The sequence below is a fragment of the Thiocystis minor genome, from assembly GCF_016653465.1.
Classification (GTDB): domain Bacteria; phylum Pseudomonadota; class Gammaproteobacteria; order Chromatiales; family Chromatiaceae; genus Chromatium; species Chromatium minus.
Genome location: NZ_NHSQ01000090.1, coordinates 57,569 through 71,013 on the forward strand (window position 1 = coordinate 57,569; position 13,445 = coordinate 71,013).

13 protein-coding genes are annotated in these 13,445 nt (G+C 63.6%); 5 read left to right on the forward strand and 8 right to left on the reverse strand.

Annotation, left to right across the window (positions count from 1 at the left end; genetic code table 11):
* Positions 1-10 precede the first annotated feature (10 nt).
* Positions 11-1,735 (reverse strand): potassium-transporting ATPase subunit KdpA, encoded by a 1,725-nt coding sequence (gene kdpA, locus CCR95_RS13075; RefSeq protein ID WP_201095000.1) that lies wholly within the window; start codon positions 1,733-1,735, stop codon positions 11-13.
* Complete coding sequence (kdpF, locus tag CCR95_RS13080; protein WP_201095001.1) at positions 1,732-1,824, reverse strand: K(+)-transporting ATPase subunit F; 93 nt, start codon at positions 1,822-1,824, stop codon at positions 1,732-1,734. Before kdpF ends, kdpA begins: the two co-directional genes overlap by 4 nt.
* A gap of 322 nt (positions 1,825-2,146) precedes the next feature.
* Here kdpF and CCR95_RS13085 point away from each other — a divergent pair, with 322 nt between their 5' ends.
* Entirely contained in the window at positions 2,147-2,341 is a 195-nt protein-coding gene (locus tag CCR95_RS13085) for a hypothetical protein (protein ID WP_201095002.1), read from the forward strand.
* On the opposite strand, the gene CCR95_RS13090 is transcribed toward CCR95_RS13085, so the two are convergent.
* The 4 genes from CCR95_RS13090 to CCR95_RS13105 form a co-directional block, all read right to left on the reverse strand.
* The gene (locus CCR95_RS13090) at positions 2,330-3,664 is read right to left on the reverse strand and encodes an ATP-binding protein (RefSeq protein WP_201095003.1); all 1,335 of its coding nucleotides are present in this window, start codon (positions 3,662-3,664) and stop codon (positions 2,330-2,332) included. The genes CCR95_RS13085 and CCR95_RS13090 overlap by 12 nt on opposite strands.
* Entirely contained in the window at positions 3,661-4,359 is a 699-nt protein-coding gene (locus CCR95_RS13095; RefSeq protein WP_201095004.1) for a response regulator, read from the reverse strand. The genes CCR95_RS13090 and CCR95_RS13095 overlap by 4 nt, the downstream gene beginning before the upstream one ends.
* A gap of 21 nt (positions 4,360-4,380) precedes the next feature.
* Entirely contained in the window at positions 4,381-4,608 is a 228-nt protein-coding gene (locus CCR95_RS13100) for a PepSY domain-containing protein (protein ID WP_201095005.1), read from the reverse strand.
* A 143-nt stretch (positions 4,609-4,751) separates the two neighbouring features.
* Entirely contained in the window at positions 4,752-5,081 is a 330-nt protein-coding gene (locus tag CCR95_RS13105; RefSeq protein WP_201095006.1) for a hypothetical protein, read from the reverse strand.
* Between the two features lie 103 nt (positions 5,082-5,184).
* Between CCR95_RS13105 and bioA the strand changes: the two genes are divergently transcribed.
* On the forward strand, positions 5,185-6,459 hold the full coding sequence (gene bioA / locus CCR95_RS13110) for an adenosylmethionine--8-amino-7-oxononanoate transaminase (protein ID WP_201095008.1): 1,275 nt from the start codon (positions 5,185-5,187) through the stop codon (positions 6,457-6,459).
* Positions 6,460-6,577: 118 nt separating this feature from the next.
* On the opposite strand, the gene CCR95_RS13115 is transcribed toward bioA, so the two are convergent.
* Positions 6,578-8,479: an LTA synthase family protein gene (locus tag CCR95_RS13115; protein WP_338115396.1), complete on the reverse strand. Its 1,902-nt coding sequence runs from the start codon at positions 8,477-8,479 to the stop codon at positions 6,578-6,580.
* Between the two features lie 379 nt (positions 8,480-8,858).
* On the opposite strand from CCR95_RS13115, the gene CCR95_RS13120 reads away from it, so the two are divergent.
* A complete protein-coding gene (locus tag CCR95_RS13120) occupies positions 8,859-9,530 on the forward strand; it encodes a DUF3334 family protein (protein ID WP_201095009.1) in 672 nt (223 codons plus the stop codon).
* Positions 9,531-9,724: 194 nt separating this feature from the next.
* Here the strand turns inward: CCR95_RS13120 and CCR95_RS13125 are convergent, their stop codons facing one another.
* Positions 9,725-10,204 carry a DUF2934 domain-containing protein gene (locus tag CCR95_RS13125; protein WP_201095010.1) on the reverse strand — a complete coding sequence of 160 codons (480 nt, stop codon included), beginning with the start codon at positions 10,202-10,204 and terminating at the stop codon, positions 9,725-9,727.
* A gap of 312 nt (positions 10,205-10,516) precedes the next feature.
* Here CCR95_RS13125 and CCR95_RS13130 point away from each other — a divergent pair, with 312 nt between their 5' ends.
* The gene (locus CCR95_RS13130) at positions 10,517-11,887 is read left to right on the forward strand and encodes a glycoside hydrolase family 57 (RefSeq protein WP_201095011.1); all 1,371 of its coding nucleotides are present in this window, start codon (positions 10,517-10,519) and stop codon (positions 11,885-11,887) included.
* A gap of 31 nt (positions 11,888-11,918) precedes the next feature.
* Positions 11,919-13,385 carry a glycosyl hydrolase family 57 gene (locus CCR95_RS13135; protein ID WP_201095012.1) on the forward strand — a complete coding sequence of 489 codons (1,467 nt, stop codon included), beginning with the start codon at positions 11,919-11,921 and terminating at the stop codon, positions 13,383-13,385.
* Positions 13,386-13,445: the final 60 nt, after the last annotated feature.

The window sequence follows — 13,445 nt, forward strand, 5'->3', positions numbered from 1 at the left end:
TCTCCCCCGATCAGCGCGCGGACTGGAGCATGAGATGCTCGACCACCGGCCCCAGGGCCAGGGCCGGGACATAGTTCAGGGCGCCGACCAACACGACAGTGCCCATCAGCAGCAACACGAACAGCGGGCCATGGGTCGGCAGGGTTCCCGCGCTCGCGGCGAGGCGCTTCTTCGCGGCCAGATGCCCGGCGAGCGCCAGTACCGGGACGATGACGCCAAAGCGTCCGAGCCACATGACGATGCCGAGCAGGGTGTTATAGAACGGCGTGTTGGCCGAGAGCCCGGCGAAGGCGCTGCCATTGTTGTTGGCCGCCGAGGTGAAGGCATAAAGGATCTCGGAAAAGCCGTGCGCGCCGGGGTTGGCGATGCCGGCCACCCCGGCCGGCACCAGGACGGCGATCGCCGTGCCGAGCAGCACCAGCAGCGGCGTCACCAGGATGGCGAGCGAGACCATCTTGATGTCGTGCGCCTCGATCTTCTTGCCCAGATACTCCGGGGTGCGTCCGATCATGAGTCCGGCGAGGAAGACCGCCATCACGGCGAACACCAGCATCCCGTACAGCCCGGATCCGACCCCACCGAAGACCACCTCGCCGAGCATCATGTTCCAGAGCGTCACCAGCCCGCCGAGCGGCGTGAAGGAATCGTGCATGGAATTGACCGCCCCGCAGGAGGCGAGCGTGGTGATGGTGGCGAAGAGCGCCGAGTCGGCACTACCGAAGCGCGTTTCCTTGCCCTCCAGATTGCCGCCGGACAGATCGACGCCCAGCGCGGACAGGAGCGGATTGCCCTGCTGCTCGACGCTCATCGCCGCGACCGCCATGACGACGAACAGCAAGGTCATGGCCGCCAGCACCGCCCAGCCTTGCCGCCGATCACCCACGATGCGTCCGAAGGTCAGGCAGAGCGCCGCCGGGATCAGAAAGATCGACAGCATCTCGACGAAGTTGGTGAGCGGCGTCGGGTTCTCGTAGGGATGCGCCGAGTTGGCATTGAAGAAGCCGCCGCCGTTGGTGCCGAGCATCTTGATCGCCTCCTGCGAGGCGACCGGCCCCATCGGCAGGGTCTGAGTCCCGGACGTTGCCTCGGACACGGCGGTCTCAAGGGTCGCAATTGTTTGGTAGGCATCGAGGTTCTGGATCACGCCCTGGCTCGCCAGGAACACCGCAGACAGCAGCGCGAGCGGCAGCAGAAGATAGAGGGTGACGCGGGTGAGATCGACCCAGGCGTTGCCGATGGTCGCGGACGTGTGGCGCGCGAAGCCGCGCATCAGGGCGACGGCGACCGCGATCCCGGTGGCGGCCGAGAGGAAGTTCTGCACCGTGAGACCCAGCATCTGCGTCAGGTAGCTCATGGTCGACTCGCCGGTATAGCCCTGCCAGTTGGTGTTGGTGGCAAAGCTGACGGCGGTGTTGAACGCGGAATCCGGGCTGATGTTGGCCAATTGCTGCGGGTTGAGCGGCAACCAGACCTGCCAGCGTTGCAGGGCATAGACCGAGACGGCGCCGAGCGCGTTGAACGCCAGGATCGCCAGCGCGTAGCGGAGCCAGTCCATTTCTTCGTCCTGGTTCACGCCGCACAGGCGATAGATGGCCGCTTCGACACCGCCGCCGAGCCGCCGCGTCAGGCCCGCCCGCCCCTCGACGAGATCGGCCAGATAGCGCCCCAGTGGAACCGCCGCGAGCAACAGCACCGCGAGATAGATTCCAAGCAACTGCCAGGCGTGGAGCGTCATGAGAAGTCCTCCGGGTTGAGCAGGGCCGCGACCAAATAGACCAGCAGACCGAGGGCGAGACCCGCCCCAAGGAGATGCAGCCAGTTCATCGATGGCCTCCCAGACGCGCGCAACCGAACGCCAGTCCGACCGTCAACGCGGTCAACAGCAGGAGAACAGAAAGGTAGAAAAGATCCATGGATTGCCTCGCCGGCGGAAAGCGCCTGCCGTCAGACTAGTCAAGCCGGTATCAAAATGCTGAAAAAATCACGGGCGCGGAGGGAAAGAGCGTGTGTCGACGGATACAGCGCGGATCGCGCTTATCGAGGCTTTGGCGCATGATGACGGACGTAAGACATGGGCCAGAATCAAGTGCCATGGGGGTTGGGCGTCTCGCCCGCCCCATTCCCCCGAAACGGTCAAGGGGCCAGGATGACCAGCGCCACGAACCACCAAACCCCGGAACAGAAAGCGCGCGACGAGATCGATCGGCAACTCGACACTCAGGATCAGGCCCGCATCCAGCAGGCCGCGGGCGGCGTCAGATTCGGTGCCATCGTCAAGGCGCTGATCGACGCCATCGACCCCGATGCGTCAGCCCTCTCGGGACGCGGATTAATGCGGTAAGCGCAGTCGGACCCGCGCCCCGCCCAGCGCACCGCGCTCGACCCGAACGTCGCCGCCATACGCCTCGCACAACTCGCGCACCACGGCGAGTCCGATGCCATGTCCAGGCGTCGCCTCGTCCGCGCGCGCCCCTCGTTCGAGAAGTCGGACCGCCTGGTCGGGCGGGATGCCGGGGCCATCGTCCTCGACCGTGATGGTCAGCACGGCCCGACTGGATACGCCGGAGACGCGGATCTGTCGATTGCACCACTTGAAGGCGTTTTCCAGCAGATTGCCGAGCATCTCGAACAGATCTCCTTCGACGCCACGAAAATGCGCCGCCGGGTCAATGTTCAGCGTGACCGCCACCGATTTGTCGCGGTGCACCTTGGTCAAGGACGCCGACAGACGTTCCGCGACCCGCCGCACGGGGATCGGAGGGGCCAGAGTCGCCGCCTGTTGGCCGCTGGCGCGTGCGCGCTGCAACTGATATTCGACGATCGTCCCCATGCGCGCCAGTTGCTCCCGCAACAGGTCTGCGGTCGGGGAATCCTCTTCGTCGAGCGCGCCGCGCATGACCGCGAGCGGCGTCTTGAGACTGTGGGCAAGGTCGCCGAGCGTATTGTCGAGACGCCGTTGACGCGCCCGTTCATGGGCGAGCAGGGCGTTCAGATTGCCGGTCAGGGCGCGAATCTCGGCGGGATAGCGGCCCTGGATCTGCGTTCGATCGCCGGACTCGATGGCCGCCACCTCCGCCGCGACCCGACGTAAGGGAGTCAGTCCCCAACGCAAAATCAGCACCAGCGCCACGAGCATCAGCAGCCCCATGAGGCCCAGCCAGCCGGCGAGGCTGGCGCGAAACTGGCCCACCTCGGACTCGAACGCGGACGAATCCTCGGCGACGACGAAGCTGTAGTCCTGCGGCACGGGGCCGGTGGCCCAGGACACGCCGAACCCGAGCACCAGATAGTCTTGTCCATCGTTCCCCTGCCGGCGCTCGAAGCGTCGCTGTCCGGGGGCGAGCGGCTGGGGCAGTGGGATGTCCACGCCCACGGCGGACGGGGATTGCCAGATCGGATCGCCCAGTGCGTTCAGGACCAGCGCGTACAGCCCGGAACCCGGCAGGGCGAGTCGGGATTCGGCGAGCGCATTGGGAAACACCAGTCCCGACGCTTCCTCCTCGCCCGCCGCCATCAGCAGAAAAATCTGCGCCTGCAAGCGATCCTCGCGCGCGGATTCGGCGGTCTCGCGCACCGCGCGCTCCAGGGCAAGGCTGGTCAGGAGGATGAAGACGGTCAGCACGGCGGCGGCGGACAGCACTACGCGCGTGCGCAGCGACATCATTCCGCGCCGTCCTGCGTGAGTTCGTCGGTCAGGGTCAGACGATACCCGCGTCCGCGCAGGGTTTCGATGGGGGCAAGCGAGCCGTCCGGGTCGAGTTTGCGTCGCAGCCGCCCGACCAGCACCTCGATGACATTGCTCTCGCGGTCCTCGTCATGCGGATAGAGCCGGTCGGCCAGCGCCTGCTTGGAGAGCACCTTGCCCTGGCTGGCCGCGAGCTGTTCGAGCAGACGGTATTCGTAGGCGGTCAGATCCAGCGGACGGTCGTGGATCCATGCCTTTTCGGTCGTCAGATCCAGCCGTAGCGGACCCCGGCGCAGCGCGCGCGAGGCGGTTCCGGCGGCGCGCCGGACCAGCGCGCGCAGACGGGCGAGGAGTTCCTCGGACTGGAAGGGTTTGACCAGATAATCGTCCGCGCCGGCTTCCAGACCTTCCACCTTGTCCTGCCAGCGGTCGCGGGCGGTCAGGATGAGGATGGGCAGCAGGCTTGCGCGCGCGCGAAGCTGGCGGATGATCTCCAGGCCGGAGAGTCCGGGCAGACCCAGGTCGATGACCGCCGCGTCGAAGCTGTATTCGCTGGCCAGATAGAGTCCCTCCTGGCCGTCGCCGGTGCCCTCCGCGATGCAGCCATCGCGCGTCAGACGCGCGACGATCTGACGGCGCAGTTCGGGTTCGTCCTCGACGATCAGGAGATGCACGATGTCCGGCGCGACGCGCTTTTAGCGGGCTGGAACAAAGACGTAACGCACCTGACCATCGGGCGTCAGGATCTTCACCCGATAGCCGCCGTCGGCCGGTTTGACCGCCAGTACCCGACCGCCGGTCTGCCGGCTGGCAATCTCGCCGGCTTCGCTCGGCGAGAGTTGCCCGTCCTGGCCGCGACCGGCCCAGGCCGGGGGCTGAGAGAATAGAATCAGTGCGGCGAAAACAAGTCTGACGAGGCGCATGGCGAACGGGCTCCCGGTTCTCCTGCCGGTGACGGTAGGCGCGAATCTAGCATAGTCGCGGCTGGTGCAGGCGCTCCGGCGCGGCGAAACGCTTCGCGCCGGATTGAAACCGCGCCCGCGCCGACGCCAGGCGGTCGCGCCGATCAGTCAAACGCGCCGCGATAGATGATGGTGAGTCCATTGTCCGCGCGATGCCGGGGAGGAGGATCCCGATAGATCACCCGTGGCGGGGGGGGCGGACTCTGGACATAGATCCTGCTATAACGGTCGTGATCGTGCCGGCGATGACGTTTCGCGTGTCTTGGCGGCTCCCAGCGGTCATATCGGTCATATCGGTCATACTTGTCATATCGTTCGTAGCGGTCATCGTCTCCGCGATGACGGGGGCCATCGGCCGCCGCCAGAACCGGTAGCAGCAGTGAACTTGCCAGGAAGGCGGTGGCCAGCGAAAGAAGCAGACGTTGACGTTTCATCGATGAGATCCTCGGTGGATGCGACAGAAGCCCAATCTCCCGTCGTTGAGCACATCCTATCCAATGCACCCTGAACCGATCCTGAACCGGAGACCCCAGTTTCGTGGAGAGCGCCGACATCCTTGCCATCGATCAGGCCCATGCCTGGCATCCCTATACCTCGACTCTCGACCGCGATCCGGTCTATCCGGTGCGCGCGGCGTATGGCTGTTATCTGGAACTGATGGACGGCCGGGTGCTGATCGATGGCATGTCGTCCTGGTGGTGCGCCATCCATGGCTACAACCATCCGGCGCTGAATCAGGCGGCGCGCGATCAGCTCGACCGGATGTCGCATGTCATGTTCGGCGGGCTGACCCACGAGCCGGCAATGCGTCTGGTGCGCTCGCTGATCGAACTGACGCCGGAGCCGCTTCAGCAGGTTTTTCTCTGCGACTCTGGCTCGGTCGCGGTGGAGGTCGCGATCAAGATGGCGCTCCAGTTCTGGATCGCCTCGGGACGCCCGGACAAGCACCGGCTCATGACCATCCGTTCCGGCTACCATGGGGACACCTTCAACGCCATGTCGGTGTGCGATCCGGTCACCGGGATGCACCATCTCTTCAGCCGCGTGCTGCCCCAGCAGATCTTCGCGCCCGCGCCGACCAGCCGTTTCGGAGAGACCTGCCAACCGGAAGACATCGCGCCCTTCGCCGAACTGATCGAGCGCCATCATGATGAACTGGCCGCCGTCATCCTGGAGCCCATCGTCCAGGGCGCGGGCGGGATGCGGTTCTACAGCGCGGACTATCTGGCACAGGTCCGCGCGCTGTGCGACCGCTTCGAGGTGCTTCTGATCGTCGACGAGATCGCCACCGGGTTCGGACGCACCGGCCGTCTGTTCGCCTGCGAGCATGCCCGCATCTCGCCCGACATCATGACGGTCGGCAAGGCGCTGACCGGCGGCTATCTGACCCTGGCCGCGACGCTGGCGACCGAGCGGGTCGCGCACACCATTTCGTCCGGCGCGCCGGGCGTCTTCATGCACGGGCCGACCTTCATGGGCAATCCGCTCGCCTGCGCCATCGCCAATGCCAGTCTCGAGCTACTGCTGGCGGACGACTGGCAGGCGAATATCCGCCGGATCGAGGCTGGATTGAACGCGGGTCTTGCACCCTGTCGCGGCCTGCCGGGGGTGGCGGAGGTGCGCGTGCTGGGTGCCATTGGCGTGGTGGAAATGGAGCAGCCTGTGGCGATGCGCGAAATCCAGCGCCGGTTCGTCGAGCGAGGCGTCTGGGTACGCCCGTTCGGGCGGCTGGTGTATCTGATGCCGCCCTATCTCATGTCGGATGTCGAACTCGGGCTGCTCTGCGAGGCGGTCGGACAGGTGCTGGCCTGATCCGAGCGAAGTATCGGCGTCGCCCGCAAGCGGGCTCCTACGCGCCCCGTAGGAGCCCGCTTGCGGGCGACTTGGCCATCGGTTTCAGCGATTCGGGAAATACTTGCTGGATGGTGTCTTAATCGCGCGGTTTGGCCCTTGGCGTCAGCGCCGCTTCCCGGAACTCTATCTGCGGCGCGTGAAGATCCAGCAGCGCATGTTGCGCCCCGCTGAACAGATCCGCCTTCAGTCGCTCCACCGCCTGGAGCCAGTCCGACGACGCGCGGCAGGCGCCGGCGTGACTGGTCTCGGTTTCGCCGGGCGCCAGTTCCGCGCCCCGGCAGGTGCTAACGCTGTCGCCTTCGATCATGAGTGATAGACCGGGCAGCGGTCGGAGGTGGGCCGTCCTTGGTGGCCGCAGCGCCAACTCCATGATGGATGGGCGCTGATCGCCCAGCAGCGCGAGCAGGCGCGCGGGCAATTGATAGAATGACAGATCGCCGACCGCCACGGGGCCGCGCCGGCCATCGATCACCACCAGCGGCGTCTCCACCAGGGTGCGGAACATCCTATCCGTGAAATCGCTGCGTTGGCTGGCGAGCAATCCGGATTCGGTGTAGCCGCCGAAGTTGGGGCCAAGAAAGGGCAAGTGATCGCCGAACAGGACGATCAGCCCGTCCGGATCGCGTCGCCGCAGTTCGCGCAGAAAGGCCATGAGTTCGCGCGACTTGTAGTAGAGCGTGTTGGCGTAGGCCGCGACCATGTCATGCCCTTGCGCTGCGGTGATCGTCGCCGGACGGCGCTCGTTCAGCGGGTAATCCAGATGGCCAAAATAGGTCAGCACGTAATTGAAGACGGGTTGCGACTGCCGTAGCGTCGGTTCCAGACGTTCCAGCACCTGACGGTACAGTGACGCGTCGCTGAGAAATTCACGATTCATGTCGTCGAGGACGAAATCCCGGTCAGACCAATAGGTCTCGAAACCGATTCGCCGATAGGCATTGACCCGGTTCCAGAAGGGCGCCGAATTGGGATGCGAGGCAAAGGTGCGATAACCGGCTTCCGCCAGATGACGCGGCAGACAGGGGGCATCGCGACGCAGACCGCCCTCGAAAAAGACGTTGTCGCGGGTGACGGGGAAGCCGCACAACACCTCGAATTCGGTATTGGCGGTATAGCCGCCGAACACCGGCGCGAGCGCGTGCGAATGGCCGGCAGCGGTCCACAGCGAGCGGAACTCGGGATCGAGCGGATCGGCGGACAGCTCGGACGCGGTCAGCGCGAGCGGATCCCAGAAGGATTCCAGGACGATCATGTGCAGATTGCGTCGTGGAAGATCGGGAGCGCGGGCGACCTTAAGCAGGTCGCGTCCTTCAACATCCGCGAGCGATGTCAACGCCGCGGTGACCTCCACGCGTGTCGGTGGCGTCTCGCGCAGCGACAGATTGCGCGCCGTTTCCTGGAGCAGATGAATCGGCAGTCCGCGCATCTGAAAATTGGCGGGCTGATTCCAGACCGAGTGGCCGAAACGGGCATCCATGACCTGGGTGAGCGAGGCGGGGAAGGCGACAAGCAGACCGACACCAAGACCCAGGACGCCCAGATGGATCCAGGTCCGGCGCTGATTCCAGGCGATCATCCAGCCGAGCAGAACCAGCGGCGCGGCGACCATCAGGACCGCACCCGCGAACTGCCAGCCGCCGAACAGCAGAAACAGATGCCGCGCCGCGACGAAATCGTCCGGCGTCACCGGGGCGCCAAGAATCGAGAGCTTCAGCGCATTGCCGAGGGTCAGCGAGGTGAACAGAACCGCCGTGGCGAGCATGAAGCGGGGCAGCGAGCGTGCCATCCCGAACAGCAGTGCGCCGAGCAGAAGGTGCGCGGTCAGATCGCGCGGATAGGTCGCGGACCAGGGGTTGACCTGGAACCATCGGTTCATGGCTGCTTGGGCAAGAACATACCAGAGAGCGACGAACAGCAGCGCCACGCCCCAGGCAAGGCGCGGGTGAAGCGTGTTGGACAAGGCGAAAGGATGTTTCACGGGTGACGAATCGAGACGAGGCGCTCGCGAGGAGCCGGTTCAGACGGGGTGGTCATTCCGAAGAGCCTAGCCGATTGTCACGAAAATGTCTTTAAAACGTCATAATTCGGAATGCCTCGATCCAGGTCGAAAGCCGCCGATCGCGTGGTTGCTCCGTCAAGAGCGAGCTTGCCGCCGCGCCCAGCGTCCGAACCTTGGCGACGCCCGTCACCATCGGCGCGTGCTAAAGTATGAAAATTGCAAAAGGTCTATGATGAAATCGCGCAGGCGGGCGGTGTCGATGTATTGATGTCTCGGCTTCCCGCGCCGCCGCGGGAAGCCGAGGCGAGCGGGGCTAGCCTCGTTCCTAATCTTCCAACCTAAATCGAGAGCAAGACCGTTGACAAAGCCAAAGACGATATCGACCGATGACATCCTGGTGATGTTGTGCAGCTCCGTGCGAAAGGTACTCTCCGCGGCAACCAAGACCCAGATCAGCTATTCCCCGATGGTGCAGCGGATCACGCGCACCTGCCTGAGGCCCGATATCGGCTGTTTCGTGCTGTTCGACGGCGGTTTTTCCGGTCTGGTCATTATGAACTTCTCGGCGCAGTCCGCCATGGAGATCTATCGCGCCTACATGATCTCCATGGGCATGCCGGAGTCCGAGCTGGCCACTCAGCATACGTCCGAAGAGGTCGGCAACATGCTCGGTGAGCTGATGAATCAGATCGTGGGCGATTTCACCGGCAATGTTGGTCATGAATTGCAGGTCTGCATCAATCAGAATCAGCCGAAGATGCTCACCATTAATAAGGAGGTGATGGTCAGTATCGATACCAATCTGGACCGCGCCCAGTCGCGGCGCGTCGCCTTCAGCACGGCGCGTCGCAACGTCTTTTACATGGAGCTGGCGATGGACAAAACCGAGTTCATCAAGCTGCACGATTTCGAGCTGGAAGACGTCGACCCGGATCGCATTGTGGAAGATCAGGCCCGGCAAAACGCAGCGCTTGCCGCCGATACTCAATCACTGGTCGACATGGCGCTGCTGGATGAATTGGGTCTGTAGGAGATGAAACCGCGTCCGGCATGGCATGCATTACTTGGTGCATCGGATCGGTTTCGCCAGAGTCCACAAGCGTTGGAGCCGCTGCGGTTTGAGTGTTTCTCGTCACACCGCTTCGCAGTGTGACGGGTTCCTTCCTCTTGGCGCTCTGCGCTGAGGCTAGCCAGCAAGGCTGGAGCGACACGAAACGACGCCTTTCACTCTGAGCGTGGTTTAAGCGCCGTCATGGTTTTTGCGCGATTGATGAGGTCGTCGATCTCGCGCTCGGCATCGGCCCAGTCCTGATCCTTGTACCCATCGGCAAAATCGCGTTTTTCGGCCTTGTAAAAGGCCGCTTCCCTGATCATGTCCTGCCGCTTTTCGGGCGTGACATTGGCAAGTTGTTTGAGGCTGCCAGAACTGTCATCGGTGGCTGGTTTTGCCGCGGGCCTGGCCGCTGCCGTCGTTTTCGTGACCGTGGTTTTAGCCGCCGCTTTTCCGGCTGGCGCCTTTTTGGCGGCGGGAGCCTTCTTGGCGGCCGCAGTAGGAGCAGCCGTCTTCTGCGTGCTCGATTGACTTGCCGCCGGCTTTGTTACAGTCGCTTCCGCTTGACCGACAGGCGGCTTTGGGTCGGACGCTTTTTTCTGAGCCGTTTTTTTGGCCGCGGTTTTCTTGGTTACGATTTTGTTATCAGCCATCTTCTTTGCCCGCCTCTTGGATTCTGGTTGTTACGAAAAGGGGTGGTCGCTGGCACCCCATTGGTGGTGCAATCAATTTCATAACCTTCCGTAATCTACCTTAGACATGGATAGAATACACGCGAATTAAGGCAGGAAGCGCATGATCGGGCCGCCAGGCGGCAGGATAAAGGTTTGATCTGGTTCTATCCCTACCACCGGACCAGAGAATGGAAGCGCTTGCGCTCGGACGAGGCGGATGGCCTGTAGTGGGTCTTGAGCCTGGCCTTTGGTATCCTTGACCGATCCATCACCGCCCGGGTTTCGTTAACGATGATTGCTCACCACGCTCTCGTGCTCAATCTCCATCAGCCCCCCGGCAATCTCCAGGATCTTCTGGAGTACCAGAGCTGGGAAGCCAAGGAGATCCTGTTCGCCCTCGATCGTATTCCGCGCAGTCTTTGGGGCCAGGAGGCCCACGCTCGCGTCCATCTTTCCCTGTCCGGAACCCTGCTGGAGACCCTGTCGGATCCGGCGTTTCAACAGCGGGTCTATGGCATCGTGGACTGCGGATCGCTGCTCTGGCACTTGCAGAATCAATCGCTGTTCGAGGTGCTCGGCACCGGCTATTACCATCCGGTGCTGCCGCTGATTCCGGAGGCCGACCGCCGGGAACATCTGCGGCGCTGGCTCGGAATCGCCCATCATCTGCTCTGGCGTCCGCGCTTCCAGGGCTTCTGGCCGCCCGAGATGGGCTTCTCGATGGAACTCATCCCGCTACTGCGCGCCTTTGGGTATCGCTATGTCCTGGTCGACAGCGAGCATATCGAGCCAGTGACCGAGATGAGCTGGCAGGAGGCCCGCTATCGTCCGCACATCGCCCGCTACGGAGACGACGAGATCACCGTCATTGTGCGTGATCGCGAACTCTCGGACGCCCAGGAATCCGGCATGGATCTGGACTGGTTCCTCGCCGAGGTCGCCGAGCGCACCAAGTGGTGCGATTTCCCGCCGCTGGTGACGACCTGCACCGATGGCGAGAACGGCGGCTGGTTCCGCAACGTGACCGAAGGGGCCAATTTCTGGAGTGTCTTCTATCAACCCCTGCTGGAACGCGTCGCCGCCGGCGAGTCGGGGGTCGTGCCAACCTTTATCAGCGACTATCTCGACACCCATGGCGCGCATGGCGAGGTGCGGGTCCGCACCGGCGCCTGGAATACCGGCTGGCACCACGGACGCGATTTCACCCAATGGACGGGGTCGGCGCGCCAGCGGCGAGCCTTGGCCGATTTTGCCCTGGTCAGCCGTTCGGTCCATGATGCCCGCTGGTTTGCCGGCGAGCGCGGTCTCACCGATGGTCCGCATGCCGAGGCCATCGCCGCCGCGCTGGGATCCCTGCTGCGGGCCGAGACAAGCTGCAACCTCTACTGGGGCGAGGACTGGGTGCCGCGCGCCGAGGCCGACCTGACGGCCAGTCGCGCGGCGCTGGCGCAAATCGGCATCGTCGTCGAGCCAACGCCCGAAGACACCGCGCCGGGCGCCGCGGAACCGCTCGCCGACGCAGCGCCGGTCGGCGAATCCCCGGTTTTACCGGAAACGTCCGTCGACGCGGGCGATGCTGTGGTCACAATCACGCCAGAGACCTTCGACGCGCCCGCGACGCCATCTCCGGATCAGCCATCTCCGGACCAATCGTCTCATTGAACACAATCCATGACATGTTAAGGAGTTTTCCGTGAATCAACTGCCTGAATACATCGGCGATGTCCCGAACATCTCCGGCCATGAAGCCGAGTTGGAGAAGGTCGTCGCGCGGGGGCGCACGCGGACCTTGTTCGCCGATCGCGGGGGAATCGACTTCGGGGCCATCCGTTCCGCGACCGCGATTGCGCTCCATCAGCATCAGCCGCTGATCCCCGCCGGCGGGGGCGATCTGCGCACCGCCGCGCTGATCAGCAATCTCCAGCACATGATGCATAACCAGCACATCGGCGATAACTACAACGCGCCGGCCTTCGTCTGGTGCTACAAGCGGATGGGCGAGTTTATCCCGCAGCTGGTCGGAGAAGGCAAGTCGCCGCGCTGCATGCTGGAATATTCCGGCACCCTGCTGCACGGTCTGCGCAAGATGGGCGAGAACCACGTCATCGACGCGCTCAAGACCATCACCTGCAACCCGGATTACAACTGGGCCGCCGAATGGCTTGGCATGCCCTGGGGCCATGCGGTGGCGCCGTCCACGCCGGTGCAGGATTATCGGCTGCATGTGCGTGCCTTCCAGCATCACTTCGCGGCCATCTTCGGCTGGGAAGCGCTGGAGCGGGTGCGCGGGTTCTCGCCCTCCGAGATGGCGCTGCCGAATCATCCCGATGTCGCCTACGAATTCGTCAAGACCCTGGTCGACTGCGGATTTCAATGGGTACTGATTCAGGAACACTCGGTGCAGCAGGTCAGCAACGCCCGTCATCCGGAGCGCCCGCACATCCCGCACCGTCTGGTCTGCACCAATTCAAAAGGCGAGACGGCGAGCATCATCGCCATCATCAAAACGCAGGGGTCAGACACCAAGCTGGTGGCTCAGATGCAGCCCTGGTACGAGGCGCAGGGGCTCAACCGGGTCGAGTTGGCCGGCAAGTCCATCCCGCCGCTGGTCACTCAGATCGCTGACGGCGAGAATGGCGGCGTCATGATGAACGAGTTCCCCGGCAAGTTCATGGAAGTGGCCTCGCTCTCCAGTCACTCGGCGAATCCGATGATGAACGCTAGCGAATATCTGGAACATCTCTTTGCCATGGGCATCAAGGAAAGCGATTTCCCCGAGATTCAGCCGATCTTCCATGACCGCATCTGGGCGCGCATCCAGCCGGGTGATGGCCCCGAGAAACTGGCCAAGGCGATCGAGAAACTCAAACAGGAAGACGGGCGTTTCCACATGGAAGGCGGCAGTTGGACCAATGATCTCTCCTGGGTCAAGGGTTACGACAATCTGCTTGGGCCGATGGAGGAGGCGAGTTCGATCTTTAACGAAAAGGTGTTGCGCCCCGGCGTCTCGACCGATCATCCCAGCTACCGCAACGCGCTCTTTCATCTGATGGCCTCGCAAACCAGTTGCTATCGCTACTGGGGGCAGGGCGAGTGGACCGATTACGGGCGCGAGATCTGCCGCCGGGCGAGCGAGATCGTGCAGCGCGATTTCGCCTAAATGTAGGAATCGAACGATTCGCCCCGATTTAAAGCGCGTCCAGTATGGTTGGCATTGGTT